This window comes from Halomonas sp. SL1, from assembly GCF_003030865.2.
Classification (GTDB): domain Bacteria; phylum Pseudomonadota; class Gammaproteobacteria; order Pseudomonadales; family Halomonadaceae; genus Halomonas; species Halomonas halophila.
Genome location: NZ_PYUQ02000015.1, coordinates 1 through 18,647, shown reverse-complemented (window position 1 = coordinate 18,647; position 18,647 = coordinate 1). Strand labels below are relative to the sequence as shown.

Genomic DNA, 18,647 nt, shown 5'->3' with positions numbered 1-18,647 from the left:
TCGCGGGACCGTCCGTCTGGCTGCGACCCCGCCGAGCAGCTGATACTATCTTTCACCCGCCAGCCACTCGCATCTGGCCGGTGACGGCCCACCGGAAGGAGATCCTGCGTTGTCCAGCCCCCTCAGCCATCGACCCGCCTCGGCTGCCCCGCGGTCCAGATGGCGCCTCGATGCATGGAGCGTTCTGACCCTGCTCATCGCCGCCGTGGTGGCACTGCCGGTGCTCACCGTGCTGGCGCATATCGTGATGCCCGCCGGTGACGTGTGGCAGCACCTGGCCAGCACCGTGCTCGGCCGCTACCTGGCCAACACGCTCTTCCTGGTCATCACGGTGGGGCTCGGCACCTTCGTGATCGGCACCGGTACCGCCTGGCTGGTGGTGATGTGCCGCTTCCCCGGGCGCAAGCTGTTCGAGTGGGCCCTGCTGCTGCCGCTGGCGGTGCCGACCTACGTGATCGCCTACGCCTACACCGACTTCCTGCAGTACGCCGGGCCGCTGCAGAGCGCCCTGCGCGAGACCTTCGGCTGGGAGCGCGGCGACTACTGGTTCCCCGACATCCGCTCGCTGGGCGGCGCGGCGACCCTGATCACCCTGGTGCTCTACCCCTACGTCTACATGCTGGCCCGGGCCAGCTTCCTCGAGCAGTCGGTGTGCGTGCTCGACGTCGGCCGCACCCTGGGCCGCGGCCCCTGGCGGCTGTTCACCAGCATCGCCATCCCGCTGGCGCGCCCGGCCATCGTCGGCGGCGTGTCACTGGCGCTGATGGAGACCCTCAACGAGTTCGGCGCGGTACAGTACTTCGGCGTCGATACCTTCACCACCGGCATCTACCGCACCTGGTTCGGCATGGGCGAGCAGGTCGCCGCCGCCCAGCTGGCGGCCTGCCTGCTGGCCTTCGTGATCTGCTTCGTGCTGCTCGAGCGCGCCTCGCGGGGCAAGCGCCGCTACTTCCACACCACCGGCCGCTACCAACAGCTGCCGGAGTTCCGGCTCGGCGGCCTGCGCGCCGCCGCCGCCACCCTGGCCTGCCTGGCGCCGGTGCTGGTCGGCTTCCTGATTCCCAGCGGCCTGCTGGGCTACCTGTCGATCAAGGGCGGGGACTCGCTGTTCGGCGCCCGGTTCCTGGAATTCGCCGGCAACAGCCTGCTGCTGGCGGCCGTGGCGGCGCTGGTCGCGGTGGGGCTGGCGCTGGTGCTGAGCTACGGCGCGCGGCTGAATCCGGGGCCGCTGACGCGCACCGCCACCCGGGTGGCGGCGATGGGCTATGCGGTGCCCGGCTCGGTGGTGGCGGTGGGCATCCTGATCCCCTTCGCCTGGCTGGACGACACCCTGAACGGCTTCCTGCGCGAGCACTACGGGGTGATGGCCGGGCTGATCTTCAGCGGTTCGGCCTTCATCCTGATCTACGCCTACGTGGTGCGCTTCCTGGCGGTGTCGTTCAACGCCCTGGAGGCGAGCCTCGGCAAGGTCACGCCGAGCATGGACGCGGCCGCCCGCACCCTGGGACAGACCGCCGGCGGCACCCTGCGACGCGTGCACACGCCGATCATGCGCGGCAGCCTGCTGGCCGCCGGCATCCTGGTGTTCGTCGACGTGATGAAGGAGCTGCCGGCGACCATCATCCTGCGCCCCTTCGACTTCGACACCCTGGCGGTACGGGCCCACAACCTGGCCGCCGACGAGCGCCTGGCCGAGGCCTCCACTGCCTCGCTGACCATCGTCGCGGTGGGCATCATTCCGGTGATCCTGCTCAGCCTGGCGATGCGCGGCTCACGCCCCGGCAGCGGCGGGGGCAGTGGCGGGAAAGACGAACACCTGTGACGGATCCAGCCGGATCGTGACCGGCTGGCCCTCCTCGGGCAGGAACACGCCGGGAACCCGGGCGTGCAGATGCGACTCGCTGCCGCCGCCGTGGGCGCAGATGTGCAGCAGGCTGGTGCGGCCCAACAGCTTGGCCATGATCACGTGGCTGTGGTGATCCGCCGGCGGCTCTTCCAGGGCTACCACGCGCAGCGCCTCGGGGCGGATCATCACCCGCGCCCGGGCGCCCTCCTCCAGGCCATGGGCCATCACCTCACCCACCGGGGTGTCGACGCGACCGTCGCGCACCATGCCCTCGAGCTCATTGACCTCGCCGAAGAAGGTCACCACGAAGGGATCGACCGGGGCGCAGTAGAGCTCCCGGGGGGCGCCCATCTGGACGATGTGGCCGTCGCGCATCAGCGCGATGCGATCGGCCATGAACATCGCCTCCTCCGGGTCATGGGTGACCAGCAGGGCGCCGGCACCGACCTTCTTGAGCACGTGCAGGGTGTCGTCGCGGATGCGGTCGCGCAGCCGGGCGTCCAGGCTCGAGAACGGCTCGTCGAGCAGCATCAGCTGCGGCGCCGGGGCCAGCGCCCGGGCCAGGGCCACGCGCTGCTGCTGGCCGCCGGACAACATGTGCGGATAGCTCTCGGCGTAGCGCCCCATGCCCAGCTGGTCGAGCAGCTCCATGGCGCGCCGGCGACGCTCCTTGGCGGGCAGCGCCTCGAGGCCGAAGCCGACGTTCTGCAACACCGAGAGATGCGGGAACAGCGCCGAATCCTGGAACGCCAGGCCGACGTTGCGCTTCTCCGGCGGCAGGTGGGCCTGGCCGGGGCGCCCGATCGGCCGGCCGTCGAGGTCGACCCGCCCCTGCTGGAGCACCTCGAGCCCGGCGACGATGCGCAGCAGCGTGGTCTTGCCGCAGCCGGAGGGCCCCAGAAGACAGACCACCTCGCCGGGACGCACCTCCAGGCCTACGTCCTCCACCGCCAGGTGGTGGCCGTAGGCGTGGCGAATGTTGTGCATGGCGAGCACCGGGGCCGGGGCCTGTTCCGGCGCGGCGGCGGGGGAAAGCTGAGCGTGGCTGGTCATGGGCAAGCACCGGGCGCTGACGTGACAGGGCCTTCATGGTAACGCGAAACCTTCGTCTTTTCGTCGCCATTTATCGGCGCCGCGATGCCGGTTGACGCCACGGCGACCAGGCGCTTCAATGGCAAGACTAATACAACCTATTATCATTCGAAGTCGATACCGACTTCCCCGACCATGAGGTCTCCGATGTCACAGTCCCGTCGTCTCGTCATGCCCCTCGCCGCTCTGATGGCCGGTGCGGCCTTCGCCGCCCCCGCCGTCGCCGACGAGGTGAACGTCTACTCGGCCCGCCACTACGATTCCGACCAGGACCTCTACGACGCCTTCACCGAGGCGACCGGCATCGAGGTCAACGTGCTCGAGGGCGGCTCCGACCAGCTGATCCAGCGCATCAAGCGCGAGGGCCAAGCCAGCCCCGCCGACGTGATGATGACCGTGGACGCCGGCCGCCTGTGGCGCGCCGAGCAGGAAGACATCTTCGCCAGCGTCGACTCCGAACTGCTCGACGAGCGCCTGCCCGCCAACATGCACCACCCCGAGGGCAAGTGGTTCGGCTTCAGCCAGCGCGTGCGCGCGATCTTCTACAACCCGGAGGCCGTCGGCGCCGACGAGCTCTCGAGCTACGAGGACCTGGCCGATTCGCGCTTCGAGGGCGAGATCTGCATCCGCTCCTCGAACAACATCTACAACCAGTCGCTGCTGGCTTCGATGATCGCCCACCACGGCGAGGAAGGCGCCGAGCAGTGGGCCCAGGGCGTGGTCGACAACATGGCCCGCGACCCCGAGGGCGGCGACACCGACCAGCTGCTGGGCGTGGCCAGCGGCGAGTGCGACGTGGCGGTGGCCAACCACTACTACTACGTGCGCATGCTGACCTCCGACGACGACGCCACCCGCGAGGCCGCCGAGAAGCTCCAGATCCTGTTCCCCAACCAGGACGACCGTGGCGCTCACATCAACGTCGGCGGCGCCGGCATGGTCAAGGATGCCCCGCACCCGGAAAACGCCGTGCGCTTCCTGGAGTTCCTGGCCTCCGACACCGCCCAGGCGATCTTCTCCACCGGCAACCACGAGTTCCCGGCGGTCGAAGGCGAGCCGGTCGACGAGGTGCTGGCCTCCTGGGGCGACGTCAAGACCGACGACCTGAACGTCAGCGTGCTGGGCGAGAACAATCCGCAGGCGGTGCGTATCTTCGATCGCGTCGGCTGGCGGTAGTCAATGTCTGAAAAGTGCCTGCGCTCGGCTATACGGCGTTAAAAATCAGCTCGAAATGCTCATTTACCCCTTTGTAAACTGCGCATCCTTGCCGATTTTTGCCTTGTCTAGCCTTCGCTCGCCGACTTTTCAGACACCGCCTCGCTCAGCCAGGCAACAACGGTTTATCGCTGCACTGTCGCCCCCCATCGGCGCGTTCTGACCGGGACCATCGGCCATCACGAAAAAGGCCCGCGGCATTGCCGCGGGCCTTTTCATTGGCAGACGCGCTCAGGCGCCGGTCAGGCTCACTCCTCGCCCGGCCGGGGCGCGGCGTCCGCGGCGTTCTGGTACACCCCCAGGGTGCCCATGCGGCGTCCGCGGTCGTTGAGGAAGCTCTCGAGCACCACCACGGGCTCGCGGCCCTGGCGGGTGAACGCGAGTCGGTCCGGCGCGGTGCGCTCGGACTGCCAGCTTTCCCCCAGGCACCGGCCGAGGGCCTCGCCGCCGGCCACCAGCGCGCCGCGCGGGTCGTCGGTCGCCAGCGGGCCGAAGCACAGGTAGTGGTCGGGCCGGCGGGCCGAGGTGATCACGCAGGCGTCATGAAACGCCTGGGTGTCGGTCTGCCAGGTGCGGGTCAGATCGGTGGTCTCCAGGCGCCCCTTGATGTCCTCGAAGCCCGTCTCCGCACTCGTGATCGCCTGGTTCAGGGCGGTGCAGTCGAAGCGCTCCGCCGCCGTCTGCTCGGTGGCCTGGCTCGCGCAACCGGACAGCAGGGCCACGCCCGCGCCCAGCAACCATGGCATCATGATCCTTCGCATCACTCTCCTCCTTGTTCGATCGGGCCCTCGTGACCCACCGGTGTTCTCACAGCCATTCACACAGCATGGCACGATGAACGTGTCAGTGCGCCTCGTCCCAGTTAACGCCGCTCTCGGCCTCGACGATCAGCGCCACATCGAGCTCGGCGGCAGCCTGCATGCGCCGCTTCACCTCGGGAATGAAGGTGTCGACGGCGTCTTCGGCGACCTCGAACACCAGTTCGTCGTGGACCTGCATGACCATCATGGCGTCGACCTCGCCCTCGGCCAGCCAGGCGTCGACGTCGATCATGGCGCGCTTGATGATGTCCGCCGCGGTGCCCTGCATGGGCGCGTTGATGGCGGTGCGCTCGGCGCCCTGGCGACGGGCACGGTTCTGGGAGTGGATCTCCGGCAGGTAGAGGCGCCGGCCGAGCACCGTCTCGACGAAACCGTCCTCGGCCGCCTGGGCGCGGATGCGCTCCATGTAGCGGGCCACGCCGGGATAGCGGTCGAAGTAGCGGTCGATGTAGGTCTTGGCCTGCTTCTGCTCGATGTGCAGCTGGCGGCCCAAGCCCCAGGCGCTCATGCCGTAGATCAGCCCGAAGTTGATCGCCTTGGCGCTGCGGCGCTGGTCCGGGGAGACCTTATCGAGCCCCACGCCGAACACCTCGGCGGCGGTGGCGGCGTGGATGTCGCGGTCGGCGGCGAAGGCCTCGAGCAGCCCCTTGTCGCCGGACAGGTGCGCCATGATGCGCAGCTCGATCTGCGAGTAGTCGGCGGCGACGATGCGATAGCCGGGCCGCGCGACGAAGGCCTGGCGGATCTTGCGCCCCTGCTCGGTGCGGATCGGGATGTTCTGCAGGTTGGGATCGGAGGACGACAGCCGCCCGGTGGCGGTGACCGCCTGGTGGTAGCTGGTGTGCAGCCGGCCGGTGGCCTTGTTGACCAGCTTCGGCAGCTTGTCGGTGTAGGTGGAGCGCAGCTTGGAGAGGCCGCGGTGTTCCATGATCACCTTGGGCAGCGGGTAGTCCAGCGCCAGCTCCTCGAGCACGGCCTCGGCGGTGGACGGCGCGCCCTTGGGCGTCTTCTTGATCACCGGGATCTTCTGTTCCTCGAACAGGATCTGGCCGAGCTGCTTGGGCGAGCCCAGGTTGAACTCGCGCCCGGCGAGCTCGAAGGCCTGCTGCTCGAGCTCGCCGATGCGCTGGCCGAGCTCCTGGCTCTGGGCGTGCAGGCGCTCGGCGTCCAGCGCCACGCCGCCGCGCTCCATGCGCGACAGCACCCGGATCAGCGGGCGCTCCAGGCTGTCGAGCACCTCGGCCAGGCGACCCTCGGCCTCGACCCGCGGGCGCAGCTCGCGGTGCAGTCGCAGGGTGATGTCGACGTCCTCGCAGGCGTAGGGCGCGGCCTGCTCCAGGGCGATCTGGTTGAAGGTCAGCTGCTTGACGCCCTTGCCGGCGATGTCCTCGAAGCTGACCGTCTTCTCGCCCAGGTACTTGAGCGCCAGCGAGTCCATGTCGTGGCGGGTGGCGGTGGAATCCAGCACGTAGGACTCGAGCATGGTGTCCTCGAGGGCTCCCGCCACCTCGATGCCGTGACGCGCCAGCACCGAGATGTCGTACTTGAGGTTCTGGCCGATCTTGGCCTTGCCGGCGTCCGCCCACAGCGGCGTCAGCGCCTCGAGCACGGCCTTGCGATCGAGCTGGGCCGGCGCATCCAGGTAGTCGTGGGCCAGCGGGATGTAGGCGGCCTCGCCGGGCTCGAGGGACAGCCCGACGCCGACGATCTCGGCCTCCATGTAGTCGAGGCTGGTGGTCTCGAGATCGAAGCAGAAGGCCTCGGCCTCCTTCAAACGCGCAAGCCAGGCGTCGAGGTCGGCCTGCTCGAGGATCACCACATCCTCGCGCTCGGCGCCGCCGCTCTCGCCCTCGCGTTCTCCACCGCTCTCGCCGCCTTCGGCGCCCTCGCCCGACGAGGCGTCATCGACCCCCTTGTCCTTGCCTTCCAGAAGCTCGGACAGCCAGGCCTTGAACTCCAGGCGGCGATAGAGCTCGGCCAGCGACTCGCGGTCAGGGTGGGCGATGTCCAGGTCGTCGAGGCCCACCGGCAGCTCGCAGTCGGTCTTGATGGTCGCCAGCTCGTAGGACAGGAAGGCCTGGTCGCGGTGCTCCTCGAGCTTCTTGGGCAGCGTCTTGGCGCCGCGAAAGCCCAGCGTCTTGACCTTTTCCAGGTCGGCGTAGACGGTCTCGAGGCCGCCCTCCATGCCCTGCAGCAGCCCCAGGGCGGTCTTCTCGCCGACCCCCGGCACGCCGGGAATGTTGTCGACCTTGTCGCCCATCAGCGCCAGGAAGTCGATGATCCGCTCCGGCGGTAACCCGAACTTCTCCTTCACCCCGGCCACGTCGAGGGTCTCGTCCTTCATGGTGTTGACCAGGGTGATGTGGGCATTGACCAGCTGGGCCATGTCCTTGTCGCCGGTGGAGATCACGGCGTCGCGTCCGGCCTCGGTGGCGTGGCGCGCCAGGGTGCCGATGACGTCGTCGGCCTCCACGCCCTGGATGCACAGCAGCGGCAGGCCGAGGGCGCGCACGCAGTCGTGCAGCGGCTGGACCTGGTCACGCAGGTCGTCCGGCATCGGCGGGCGCTGGGCCTTGTATTCGGCGTAGAGCTCGTCGCGGAAGGTCTTGCCCGGGGCATCGAACACCACCGCCATGGGGCTGTCGGGGTAGTCCTTGATCAGCCGCTTGAGCATGTTGAGCACGCCCTTGACGGCGCCGGTGGGCAGACCCTCGGAGGTGGTCAGCGGCGGCAGGGCGTGAAAGGCGCGGTAGAGATAGGAGGAACCGTCGACGAGGACGATGGGGGTGTCGGCCATGAATCGGCATCCCTTGCAGGCTGGGCAGATGATCGCGTGTCGAGGGGCCGGCGGTCATCGCGAGCGCCGCCCCTGATCCTGGTCAGTCATGATACGCATTGCCGAGCCGATTTGCCGGGCAAAGCATGCGTTGTCGACCGCCAAGGGCATACACTGGGGGCAACCCCATGGTCAGGAGAACACCATGAACCTCATGCACTCCGCGCTGCTCGCGCCGCTGGCCGGCCTGGCCCTCGTCACCGCCGCCCTGCCGGCCCTGGCCCAGTCCAGCACCGACGTCGAGCCGGACGTCACCATCCGCCAGGAAGAAGACCGCACCATCCGCGAGTACCGAGTCAACGGCGAGCTCTACGCCATCGAGATCAAGCCCGCCACCGGGCCCTCCTACTACCTCGTCGACCGCGACGGCGACGGCGACTTCGAACGCCAGAACGGCCAGCGCATCGCCGTGCCCGAGTGGGTCATCAAGCGTTTCTGAGGCCGGGACAACCAGGCGGCGCCGGGGACAGGTCGTAGAGGGGGTTTTTGGCCAGGGATGGCCAAAGTAGCGCCCACGGATGGGTTCATAGCGCCCCTCGCAGACCTGTCGCCGGATCAGCCATGCTCCGTGACGTTGCCGCCCTTCCTACCCGGTTCGTGCATCACGCCGCCAAGCCGCTACAATAGGCGGCTTCGCATACCCGGGCGAGACATCCATGGCCGTATTCACACCGCTGACCGACTCCCAGGTCGAGACGTTCCTGAGCCAGTTCGATGCCGGCTCGCTCATCGCCTGCAAGGGCGTGCCCGCCGGCACCGAGAACAGCACCTTCTTCGTCACCACCGACCGTCGCGAGCTGGTGCTCACGTTGTTCGAGCAGGGCGAGCACGAAGAGCTGCCGTTCTTCGTCGAGCTGCTCGACTACCTGGACGAGCATCGCCTGCCCGTGCCCGGGCCGCTCCACGACCGTGACGGCATCGCCCTGCACAGCCTGGCCGGCAAGCCGGCGCTGCTGTTCCCGCGCCTGCCCGGCAAGCATCCCGAGGCGCCCAACCTCGCCCAATGCCGGGCGCTGGGCGACGCCCTGGGCCGCATGCACCGGGTCTCGCAGCGCTTCCCGGGGCACCGGCCCAACCCGCGCGACCTGCACTGGCTGCTGCCGATGCACCACAAGGTGCTGGCCTACCTCTCTCCTGAGGACCAGGCGCTGATGAAGGACGAGGTGGAGATCTACCAGGGCTTCTTCGGCGATGCGCCGACGCTGCCCCAGGGCGCGATCCACGGCGACCTGTTCCGCGACAACACCCTGTTCGACGGCGACGAGCTGGGCGGGCTGATCGACTTCTACAACGGCTGCACCGGCGACCTGCTGTTCGACCTGGCCATCGTGATCAACGACTGGGCCACCGAGGCCGACGGCCGGCTCGACCCGGCGCGCTACGAGGCGCTGCTCGGCGCCTATCAGGCGCGGCGTCCGCTGGAGGAGAGCGAACGCGAGGCCTGGCCGATGATGCTGCGCATGACCGCGCTGCGCTACTGGCTGTCGCGGCTGCTGGTGGTCTATGTCGACCCGCCCGCCCATGACCTCACGCCTCATGACCCGGAGGTGTTCCGCGGCGTGCTCAAGCGGCGTATCGCCGAAGGCGCCCTGCCGCTGCCCGAGGCCGCTCGATGAGCCTGACCATGGGCAGCATGGCCGGACCCGCGCAGCGCGCCCGGCACACCTGGAACATCGACCAGTGGGGCAGCGGCTACTTCGACGTGGCCGACGACGGCCGGGCCCTGGTGCGCCCGCACGGCGAGGACGAGGGCCCCGCCCTGCCGCTCGCGCCGCTGATCGCGCAGCTGCGCGAGGCCGGCCTGCGGCTGCCGGTGCTGGTCCGCTTCACCGACATCCTCCATGACCGCGTCGAGCAGCTGTGTGCCGCCTTCGACGGGGTCATGGCAGAGGAAGGCTTCGGCGGCGGCTATACCGCGGTCTACCCGATCAAGGTCAACCAGCAGCGCCGGGTGGTCGAGGAGATCCTCGCCACCCGCGAACGCGGCCACGACCGGGTCGGCCTGGAGGCCGGCAGCAAGCCTGAGCTGCTGGCGGTGCTGGCGCTGTCCGGCGACGGCCCCTCGCTGATCGTCTGCAACGGCTACAAGGACCGCGAGTACATCCGCCTGGCGCTGATGGGCGAGAAGCTCGGCCATCGCGTCTATCTGGTGGTGGAGAAGCTCTCGGAGCTGCCGCTGATCCTCGAGGAAGCCGACCGCCTCGGCGTGCGGCCGCGCATCGGCCTGCGCGCCCGGCTGGCCTCGGTGGGCAAGGGCAAGTGGCAGAATACCGGCGGCGAGAAGTCCAAGTTCGGCCTCACCGCCGGGCAGATCCAGGCCGTGGTCGAGCGGCTGCGCGAGGCCGACGCCCTGGCCAGCCTGCAGCTGGTGCACTTCCACCTGGGCTCGCAGATCGCCAACATCCGCGACATCCAGCGCGGCCTGCGCGAGTGCGCCCGCTTCTACCAGAGCCTGATCGCGCTGGGCGCGCCGGTGGATACCGTGGACGTGGGCGGCGGGCTCGGCATCGACTACGAGGGCACCCGCTCGCGCAGCTTCTGCTCGATCAACTACTCGATGCGCGAGTACGCCCGCAACGTGGTCGCGGCCTTCGCCCAGGTATGCGACGCCGAGGGGCTGCCTCATCCGCACCTGATCAGCGAGTCGGGCCGCGCCCTGACCGCCCATCATGCGGTGCTGATCACCAACGTGATCGGCGAGGAGCGCGCCGAGACCCGGGCACCAGCCGCCCGGGTCGAGGGCGACCCGCAGGTCGCCGAGCTGTGGCGGGTCCACGACGCCCTGGCCGAGTCCCCCGCGCCACGCGGGCTGGTCGAGGCCTGGCACGACCTGGGCCAGGCCATCGGCGAGCTGCAGGAGCGCTTCGTGATGGGGCTGGCCGGGCTCGAGGCCCGCGCCGAGGGCGAAGGCGTCTACACCGCTGCCTGCGCCCGCCTGCGCGAGCGCCTCGACCCGCGCAACCGCGCCCATCGCGAGATCCACGACGAACTGGCCGAGAAGCTGGCCGACAAGCTGTTCGTCAACTTCTCGCTGTTCCAGTCGGTGCCCGATGTCTGGGGGATCGATCAGATCTTCCCGGTGCTGCCGCTTTCCGGCCTGGACCGTCCGCCCGCCCGGCGCGCGGTCGTGCAGGACATCACCTGCGACAGCGACGGCCGCATCGACGGCTACGTGGACGGCGAAGGCGTCGAGGCCACCCTGCCGCTGCCCGAGTGGGGCGACGACGAGGAACGCCTGCTGGGCTTCTTCCTGGTCGGCGCCTACCAGGAGATCCTCGGCGACCTGCACAACCTGTTCGGCGACACCGACTCGGTGGATGCGTCGCTGGACGCGACCGGCGCCTGGCGCCTCGACCATCGGCGCCGCGGCGACCGGGTGGCCGATGTGCTCGGCTACGTGGACTTCGACGCCGAGGTGCTGCGCCAGCGCCTCGCCGACCAGCTCGCCGCCAGCGGCCTTACGGCCGATGAGCAGGCGCGCTTCCTCGACGACCTCTCGGAGGGGCTCGAGGGCTATACCTACCTCGAATGACTCGCCATTGACCGACCGCGCCTGACGCCTCTCCTTCATTAGACCATAGTGAAGGGGTGGCATCGTGATGGCGGGGGCGACAGCTGGCGACGAACTGTCGATGTCATTTTGATTTGCACCCTAATGATTTACCATAGGGTGCATCGCATTGTTATTCGCAAGGAGCATGGGATCATGATCATACTTTCCCTCATTTTCTGGCTGGCGGGGCTGGCCCTGCTCGGGGGCGGCCTGTGGCTGGTCACCCTCGACGGCAGCTGGTACTACGCCCTGTCCGGCATCGTGCTGATCGCCGTCGGCGCCATGACGCGCTCGCGCCGTCCCAAGGCCCAACTGCTGTACGCGCTGTTCCTGGTGGCGACCGCCGCCTGGTCGCTGTGGGAATCGGGCTATGACTGGTGGGCGCTGGCGCCGCGCCTGGGCATCTTCCTGCTGCTCGCCATCCCGCTGCTGTGGCCGGCCAAGGGCGGCTCGCGCTTCGGCACCGCCGTGCTGCTACCGGTCTGGGCGATCGCCGGCGTGGGGCTGCTGGGCAGCATGGCCGTGGACCCGCACCGCATCGACGGCGAGCTGAACCGAGAGGTCGTCAACGAGACCCCCGACCTCGGCGACAGCCCCGAGGAAAGCTGGCACGACTACGGGCGCAGCAACATGGGCCAGCGCTTCTCGCCGCTGGACCAGATCACGCCCGAGAACGTGGCCGACCTGGAGCTGGCCTGGCAGTACCAGACCGGCGACGTGAAGCGCCCGGAGGACGTCACCGAGACCACCTACGAGGTCACTCCGCTCAAGATCGACAACTCGCTGTTCCTGTGCACTCCGCACAACTGGCTGATCGCGCTGGACGCCGACACCGGCGAGGAACAGTGGGTGTATGACGCCAAGGTGCCGGACGAAAGCTCGCGCCAGCACCAGACCTGCCGCGGCGTGTCCTACCTGCCGCCGGCCGAGGGCGACGCCGACAGCCTCGACGTGCAGATTGCCAGCGCCCCGGCCGAGGATCGCGCTCCGATCCAGTGCGACGCCCAGCTGTTCATGCCGACCTCAGACGCCCGCCTGCTGGCGGTGGATCCGAACACTGGTGCCCGCTGCGCCAACTTCGCCGACAACGGCGAGCTGGACCTGATGCACAACATGCCGTACAAGCAGGCCGGCTTCTACTACTCCACCTCCCCCCCCGTGGTGGCCGATGGCAAGGTCGTGGTCGCCGGTGCGGTCAACGACAACTACGCCGTCAACTCGCCGTCCGGCGTGATCCGTGCCTACGACGCCAAGACCGGTGAGCTGGTGTGGAACTGGGATCCGGCCCATCCGGATGACACCGCCCCGATCGCCGAGGACGAGACCTACAGCACCAGCTCGCCGAACAGCTGGTCGATCGCCAGCGCCGACGAGGAGCTGGGCATGGTCTACTTCCCGATGGGCAACCGCACCCCGGACCAGCTGGGCATGTACCGCAGCGAAGCCGAGGAGACCTATGCCAGCTCGGTGGTGGCGCTGAGCCTCGAGACCGGCCAGGTCGAGTGGGTCCAGCAGTTCGTGCACCACGACCTGTGGGACATGGACACCCCGGCCCAGCCGAGCCTGCTGGACCTCGACACCGACGAGGGCCGCCAACCGGCACTGGTGATTCCCACCAAGCAGGGCGACGTCTATGTTCTGAACCGCGAGACCGGCGAGCCGATCTTCCCGATCTCCGAGCGGCCGGCGCCCCAGGGCACTATCGAGGGCGACCACGCCGCCGAGACCCAACCGATCTCCGACCTGACATTCCGTCCGCCGACCCTGCGCGAAGCGGACATGTGGGGCGCCACGCCCTTCGACCAGCTGATGTGCCGCATCCAGTTCAAGTCGCTGCGCTACGAAGGCCAGTACACGCCGCCCTCCGAGCAGGGCACCATCGTGTTCCCGGGCAACTTCGGCGTCTTCAACTGGGGCAGCCTGGCAGTGGATCCGAAGCGTCAGGTGATGTTCGGCATGCCGCTCTACCTAGCCTTCACCTCCACCCTGGTGCCGAAGGACGGCGCCGACCTGGGCGAGACCAACCAGGGCGAGCAGGGCCTCAACGAGAACGCCGGCGCCGACTACGCCGTCGAGATGAAGCCCTTCCTGTCGCCGTTCGGCGTGCCCTGCCAGCAGCCCCCGTGGGGCTACGTGGCCGGCACCGACCTGCGTACCGGTGAGGTCGCCTGGCAGCACAAGAACGGCACCGTCGAGGACATGACCGCGCTGCCGCTGAAGATCCGCCTGGGCGTGCCCGGTATCGGCGGTCCGGTGATCACCGACAGCGGCGTGGTGTTCCTGGCCGCCAGCGTGGACGACTACCTGCGCGGCTACGACCTCGAGACCGGCGAGCAGCTGTGGGAAACCCGCCTGCCGGCCGGCGGCCAGGCCACGCCCATGACCTACCTCAACAGCCAGGGCGAGCAGATGGTCGTCCAGGTCGCGGGGGGGCATGGCTCCATCGGCACCACCATCGGTGACTACGTGATGGCCTACAAGCTGCCCCAGCAGTAACGGCCAGGGGCACCTCGCCCGAGGCGCCCTCTCACGACGAGGCCCCCGCCGGCAATGCCGGCGGGGGCCTTCGCGTTTCCGAGCCCTCGCGTCGCGTCAATCGACCACGCGGGTCACGACCTCCAGCCCGCCGGTCAGCGACAGGCGCAGCTCGGCGCCGCGGGGAAGCTCGCCGACGCCGGCGGGCGTGCCGGTGAGTACCACGTCGCCCGGTTCCAGGGTGAAATGGCGACTCATCTCGGCGACCAGATCGGGCACCGGAAACAGCATGTCCGCGCCGTGGCCGTGCTGGCGCTCCTCGCCGTCCACCGCCAGGGTGAAGGCCAGGGCGCTCCAGTTCGGCACCTCGCCGAGCGGCAGGAAGGCGGACATCGGACAGGCACCATCGAAGCCCTTGGCCACCTCCCAGGGATGGCCCTTCTCCTTGAGCTTGCCCTGGACGTCGCGCAGGGTCAGGTCCAGCGCCAGGCCGATACCGACGATGGCCCGCTCCGCCTCGGCGGCGCCGACGTCCTTCAGCGTCTCGCCCACCAGCAGCGCCAGCTCGGTCTCGAAGTGCACCTCGCCACGGGCGAAGGGCGCATCGATCGCCTCCTCGAGGCTCACCGCGCTGGTGGCCGGCTTGATGAACAGCAGCGGCTCGCTGGGCACCGGATTGTCGAGCTCCCGGGCATGCTCGGCGTAGTTGCGACCGACGCAGACGATCTTGCCCAGCGGCTGGGGACAGGCCCGGCCATCGGTGAAACGGGGAATGAAACGCATGACGATGCGACTCCTGGCTGACGAATGGAACGACACTGCCGTTCAGTCTACGCTCAGGGGTGGCGCGGCGTCAGTCCTCCGGCGTCCAGGCCTCGTCGGGCGCATGCGCCAGGAAACGCGGCCGGCGCTTGCCGGCGGCGAAGGGCTCGACACAGCGGTTGTCGCGGCGGTTGTAGACGAAGAAGGCATTGCTGCGCGGATCCGGGGACATGTTGGCGTTGGAGCCGTGCAAGGTGTTGCAGTCGAACAGCAGCAGCCCGCCGGCGGCGCCGGTGGGCGCCTCGATGCCGTGCCGATCGATCAGTCGGCGCAGCGCCTCGCGGCTCGGCACCCCGACCTCCTGGGTCTTGAGCGACTGCTTGTGATGGTCCTCCGGCGTCTCGCCCAGGCAGGGCACGAACACCCGGTGGGAGCCCGGCACCAGCATCAGCGGGCCGTTGAAGGCGTGATTGTCGGTCAGCACGATGGAGGCGCTCACCGCGTTCATGGCCGGCATGCCGTCCTCCGCGTGCCAGGTCTCGAAGTCGGAGTGCCAGTTGAAGCCCTGCCCCTCGAAGCCCGGCTTGTAGTTGATGCGCGACTGATGCACGTAGGGCTCGCCGCCGAGGATCTGCCGGGCGCGACCGGTCAGGCGCGGATCATGGGCCAGGCGGCCGAAGACCTTCGACAGGAAGTGCACGGCGAACAGCGAGCGGATCTCATTGCCCCGGGGCTCGGTGATGCTGAAATCGCGGCCGCGATAGGCGTCGTTCTCGAGCAGCACCTTGAGCTCCCGACGCAGCTCGTCGAGCTCGTCGCCCGTGAGGAAATCGGGCTCGAACAGGAAGCCCTGGCGCTCGAACGCGTCGAGCTGCGCCGCGGAGAGCGGGCCCTCGCCGTCATGACCCTTCACCACCGGCTCGTGGCGACTCAGCCACGGCAGGTCGAGGGGCTCGGACAGCCGGGTGGGATACGGGTCCTCGCCGGGGCGTGGGGCGCTGCGCACCCGGCTCTGGGGATCCGGGGAATCGACGATATCGAACGGAGTCGCCTGATGATGCGGTCGGTCGGACGATGTCTGCACTGACATCCACTACCTCCTTTGCAGTCGGAATGGGGTTCAGATTCGATCTCGCTACCGACGGCGGTCAGCCGCACGGCCGGGGCCATGGCGGCCCCAGGGCCGTACACTGGCGACGCCCTGGCGGCATTTCAAGGGCTCGTTGCCGAGGCCGAATCAAACCGATCCGCTCTGCCGGCGGCATCGTTGAACGCTTGAGCAATAAAAAGCGGGCAAGAATGTTGGCATTTTTAAACATTAGTCATATAAGCAACATGGGATGATGGCCTGGCTTACTCGAGTTCCCCGCTTGGTAAGCCTTACATGACCCGCCCAGTCCCGGCGGGTCTTTTTTTGTGCGCGATATCATCGGGGCCCGCCCAGCCCTGTCATCTCATTGCAAGACAACGGTGCCAGGATGGAACCATCACGAGGCGTGCTCGTGATCAGGCAGAGCGAGCATCACACCAGATGCGAGGTTGGCCCGCCCCTCCGGGGCGGGCTTTTTTTCGTCTCGGGATAGGGGCATCGAGCAACGAGTCGCACCACCACAGACTCGATGACGGCCCACGATCAATATTCGCAAAATCACTCATAGACCCGCGCGTGCGACAGAGGCAGAGTAAGAACATCGTCGACAAAAGCTCCACAAGGGTGATCCAGCGTGGCCAACCAACCTGCCTGGTGGGAGGAGGTGCTCAGCCTCTCGCAATCTGCCTACCTGCATGTCTCGCGCGACCAGCGCATCATCGACGCCCTGGGCGATACCCGGATGCTGCTGGACCGGGAACCGGCGGCGCTTATCGGCATGGCCCTGCCCGAGCTCAAGGACATACGCGCCCGGCTCGGTGGCGCCGTGGCCGAAAGCCTGGCGCGCCAGGAGATTCGCCCCGGCGAGACCTGGGGGTTCGAGGACGGCGCCGGCAGCTACTATGGCCTCGCCGATGGCAGCTTCGTCATCAAGCTCACCACGGCCATGAAAGTCGACCAGGGCATCATCGGACGGCTCGCCGATCAGCTGCCCATCATGGTGGCCTACGTCGATCGTGAGTTCTGCTTCCGCTTCAACAACCAGGCCTATGTGGACTTCATCGGCATCGATCGCGAGTCGCTGTACGGCAGGCCGGTCGCCACGGTGATGACGCCCGCCTCCTTCGAGCGCATCCAGCCGCGCCTGCAGCGAGCGCTGGCGGGCGAGGAGATCACCTATGAGGATCGCCTGACCCTCGCGGATGGCCGCACCTGCTACTTCAAGGTGCACTACACGCCCGATTTCCTGGAGGGCGAGGTGGTCGGCCTGTACGCGATCATCCAGGACATCTCCGAGTACCGCGCCATGATCCAGCTGCTGCGCGACGTGCACAGCAGCACGAACCGCACCGACATCGGCCCCGACAAGATCGTCGATCAACTGCTGCGCGACGCGCTCGCCTATCTGTCTCTGGATATCGGCCTGGTCAGCCGCATCATCGACGAGCAGTACATCCTCAAGTGGGCCGCCTCCGACGTGGCGGACCTCTCGCCGGGCGACACCTTTGCCCTGGGCGATACTTACTGCCGCGTGATGCTCGATACCGAGGACGTCTTCCACACCAATGCGGCCGGCCAGGACACGCGCATCAGTGGCCATCCCTGCTACCAGACCTTCGGGCTGGAGACCTACATCGGTACGCCGCTGCGCCTCAACGGCGAGGTCTGGGGCACGCTCAACTTCTCCAGCGCCCAGCCGCGCCAGGAACCCTTCGACCAGATGGAGATCGAGCTGGTGCGGCTGATCGCCGACGCGGTGGAGCGCGTGATCACCGACGAGGCGGAGATCGAGCAGGTCCGCCAGGAGCTCGACCGCATGGCCAACAAGGCACTGCGCGACTACCTGACCGGCCTGCCCAACCGCGCCTATCTGGACCAGCACGTCGAAGCGTTGATCGATGCCCACGAGGCCCGTGACGAGCCTTTCTCCCTCGCCGTGATCGACATCGACCACTTCAAGCGGATCAACGACTTGCATGGCCACGACGCCGGCGACACCGTGCTCCAGTGGCTGAGCGGACGGGTCGCCGAGAGCCTGCGCGAGGACGACCTGGTGGCACGCACCGGCGGCGAGGAATTCGTGGTGGTACTGCGTGGTACCCGCACCCCGGGGGCCGTCGCCGTCCTGGAGCGGGTGCGCGAACATGTGGACGCCGGCCGCCTCACCCTGGAGGACGGTCAGTCACTCCAGGTCACCGTCAGCGGCGGCGTCAGCGAGCATCACAGGGGGGAAACCCATGCGCAGCTGTTCAAGCGTGCCGACACCGCCCTGTACACCGCCAAGCGCAATGGCCGCGACCGGATCAGCTGCCTCTAGACGCGCCCCTGTCCTCGCGGGATGAAGACACGCGCCTGCCTCGAGAGGCTCATCACGGGAATCGTGTCTAGGCGCCGGGACTCCCCCGGCACGTTGGCTCGCCATCCAACGAGTCACTGCTTGCCAGAGCGGTGGTGCGGCGATAGACCCACGCTAACGGAGCCATGCAGATTCTTGGATGGTCGCCGCGGAGTCGGAGCGGTACAGTTAGCACACTTACCGAGTTCCCTGTCCTGTAAGTCCCTTTGCCCGCCAGCCCCGGCGGGCTTTTTTTGTCCGAAGCCGGACACCCCAGGTCCGACGTCATCCAAGTGCAAGAATCCGAAGTTAGGATGGCTCTATCACGAGGTGACACGTGATATGGATCTGGCTTTGGGAAATTCCGAGATTCCGGCTCGCCGTTTGGCGGGCTTTTTTTGCTTCGGCAGGCGTATCAACAACTTGAGTGCAAACACCCCCTGAATGAGGGCGCATACTCCAGCATGGAGAATGCCTCCGTTGGGTATGATGAGCAGGCTTAACGAATGTCCCTGCTCGCAAGCCGTCTGACCCGCCCTCTCCGGCGGGTCTTTTTTTTGCCGGAAGGAGAGCGCCGGCCCCCTCGATATCCATGCCCCCCCCCTGCGCTACGGCCACTTCG

General features: G+C 68.1%; 12 protein-coding genes. 7 read left to right on the top strand and 5 right to left on the bottom strand.

Going from position 1 to position 18,647, the window contains the following annotated elements; all coding sequences use genetic code 11:
- The first annotated feature begins 109 nt into the window (after nt 1–109).
- Complete coding sequence (locus tag C9J49_RS10020) at nt 110–1,822, top strand: iron ABC transporter permease (RefSeq protein ID WP_107181437.1); 1,713 nt, start codon at nt 110–112, stop codon at nt 1,820–1,822.
- Here C9J49_RS10020 and C9J49_RS10015 read toward each other — a convergent pair.
- Nucleotides 1,772–2,899 (bottom strand): ABC transporter ATP-binding protein, encoded by a 1,128-nt coding sequence (locus tag C9J49_RS10015; protein WP_107181436.1) that lies wholly within the window; start codon nt 2,897–2,899, stop codon nt 1,772–1,774. The genes C9J49_RS10020 and C9J49_RS10015 overlap by 51 nt on opposite strands.
- Before the next feature lie 186 nt (nt 2,900–3,085).
- On the opposite strand from C9J49_RS10015, the gene C9J49_RS10010 reads away from it, so the two are divergent.
- Nucleotides 3,086–4,114: a Fe(3+) ABC transporter substrate-binding protein gene (locus tag C9J49_RS10010; protein WP_046078115.1), complete on the top strand. Its 1,029-nt coding sequence runs from the start codon at nt 3,086–3,088 to the stop codon at nt 4,112–4,114.
- Nucleotides 4,115–4,401: 287 nt separating this feature from the next.
- Here C9J49_RS10010 and C9J49_RS10005 read toward each other — a convergent pair whose 3' ends face one another.
- Both C9J49_RS10005 and polA read right to left on the bottom strand, forming a co-directional pair.
- Complete coding sequence (locus tag C9J49_RS10005) at nt 4,402–4,914, bottom strand: hypothetical protein (protein ID WP_046078116.1); 513 nt, start codon at nt 4,912–4,914, stop codon at nt 4,402–4,404.
- 82 nt (nt 4,915–4,996) lie between these two features.
- On the bottom strand, nt 4,997–7,771 hold the full coding sequence (gene polA, locus C9J49_RS10000; RefSeq protein ID WP_107181435.1) for a DNA polymerase I: 2,775 nt from the start codon (nt 7,769–7,771) through the stop codon (nt 4,997–4,999).
- A 184-nt stretch (nt 7,772–7,955) separates the two neighbouring features.
- Here polA and C9J49_RS09995 point away from each other — a divergent pair, with 184 nt between their 5' ends.
- The 4 genes from C9J49_RS09995 to C9J49_RS09980 all read left to right on the top strand — a co-directional run bounded on the left by C9J49_RS09995 (nt 7,956) and on the right by C9J49_RS09980 (nt 13,859).
- On the top strand, nt 7,956–8,249 hold the full coding sequence (locus C9J49_RS09995; protein WP_220084864.1) for a DUF2782 domain-containing protein: 294 nt from the start codon (nt 7,956–7,958) through the stop codon (nt 8,247–8,249).
- Nucleotides 8,250–8,466: 217 nt separating this feature from the next.
- A complete protein-coding gene (locus C9J49_RS09990; protein ID WP_046078119.1) occupies nt 8,467–9,426 on the top strand; it encodes a homoserine kinase in 960 nt (319 codons plus the stop codon).
- On the top strand, nt 9,423–11,342 hold the full coding sequence (gene speA / locus C9J49_RS09985; RefSeq protein WP_046078120.1) for a biosynthetic arginine decarboxylase: 1,920 nt from the start codon (nt 9,423–9,425) through the stop codon (nt 11,340–11,342). Before C9J49_RS09990 ends, speA begins: the two co-directional genes overlap by 4 nt.
- A 174-nt stretch (nt 11,343–11,516) precedes the next feature.
- Nucleotides 11,517–13,859 (top strand): glucose/quinate/shikimate family membrane-bound PQQ-dependent dehydrogenase, encoded by a 2,343-nt coding sequence (locus tag C9J49_RS09980; protein ID WP_107181434.1) that lies wholly within the window; start codon nt 11,517–11,519, stop codon nt 13,857–13,859.
- Between the two features lie 96 nt (nt 13,860–13,955).
- On the opposite strand, the gene C9J49_RS09975 is transcribed toward C9J49_RS09980, so the two are convergent.
- Entirely contained in the window at nt 13,956–14,621 is a 666-nt protein-coding gene (locus tag C9J49_RS09975) for a fumarylacetoacetate hydrolase family protein (RefSeq protein WP_035594743.1), read from the bottom strand.
- Nucleotides 14,622–14,691: 70 nt separating this feature from the next.
- Nucleotides 14,692–15,690, bottom strand: coding sequence for an ectoine hydroxylase (gene thpD / locus C9J49_RS09970; protein WP_107181433.1), 999 nt, complete (start codon nt 15,688–15,690; stop codon nt 14,692–14,694).
- 634 nt (nt 15,691–16,324) lie between these two features.
- On the opposite strand from thpD, the gene C9J49_RS09965 reads away from it, so the two are divergent.
- The gene (locus tag C9J49_RS09965) at nt 16,325–18,007 is read left to right on the top strand and encodes a diguanylate cyclase (protein ID WP_111382306.1); all 1,683 of its coding nucleotides are present in this window, start codon (nt 16,325–16,327) and stop codon (nt 18,005–18,007) included.
- Nucleotides 18,008–18,647 lie beyond the last annotated feature (640 nt).

Excerpts from the sequence above, each read along its gene's own strand:
- C9J49_RS09995 (WP_220084864.1), top strand. The coding sequence starts at position 7,956 with ATGAACCTCATGCACTCCGCGCTGCTCGCGCCGCTGGCCGGCCTGGCC.
- thpD (WP_107181433.1), bottom strand. The coding sequence starts at position 15,690 with ATGTCAGTGCAGACATCGTCCGACCGACCGCATCATCAGGCGACTCCG.
- C9J49_RS09990 (WP_046078119.1), top strand. The coding sequence starts at position 8,467 with ATGGCCGTATTCACACCGCTGACCGACTCCCAGGTCGAGACGTTCCTG.
- C9J49_RS10015 (WP_107181436.1), bottom strand. The coding sequence starts at position 2,899 with ATGACCAGCCACGCTCAGCTTTCCCCCGCCGCCGCGCCGGAACAGGCC.
- C9J49_RS10010 (WP_046078115.1), top strand. The coding sequence starts at position 3,086 with ATGTCACAGTCCCGTCGTCTCGTCATGCCCCTCGCCGCTCTGATGGCC.
- polA (WP_107181435.1), bottom strand. The coding sequence starts at position 7,771 with ATGGCCGACACCCCCATCGTCCTCGTCGACGGTTCCTCCTATCTCTAC.
- C9J49_RS09975 (WP_035594743.1), bottom strand. The coding sequence starts at position 14,621 with ATGCGTTTCATTCCCCGTTTCACCGATGGCCGGGCCTGTCCCCAGCCG.
- C9J49_RS09980 (WP_107181434.1), top strand. The coding sequence starts at position 11,517 with ATGATCATACTTTCCCTCATTTTCTGGCTGGCGGGGCTGGCCCTGCTC.
- speA (WP_046078120.1), top strand. The coding sequence starts at position 9,423 with ATGAGCCTGACCATGGGCAGCATGGCCGGACCCGCGCAGCGCGCCCGG.
- C9J49_RS10005 (WP_046078116.1), bottom strand. The coding sequence starts at position 4,914 with ATGCGAAGGATCATGATGCCATGGTTGCTGGGCGCGGGCGTGGCCCTG.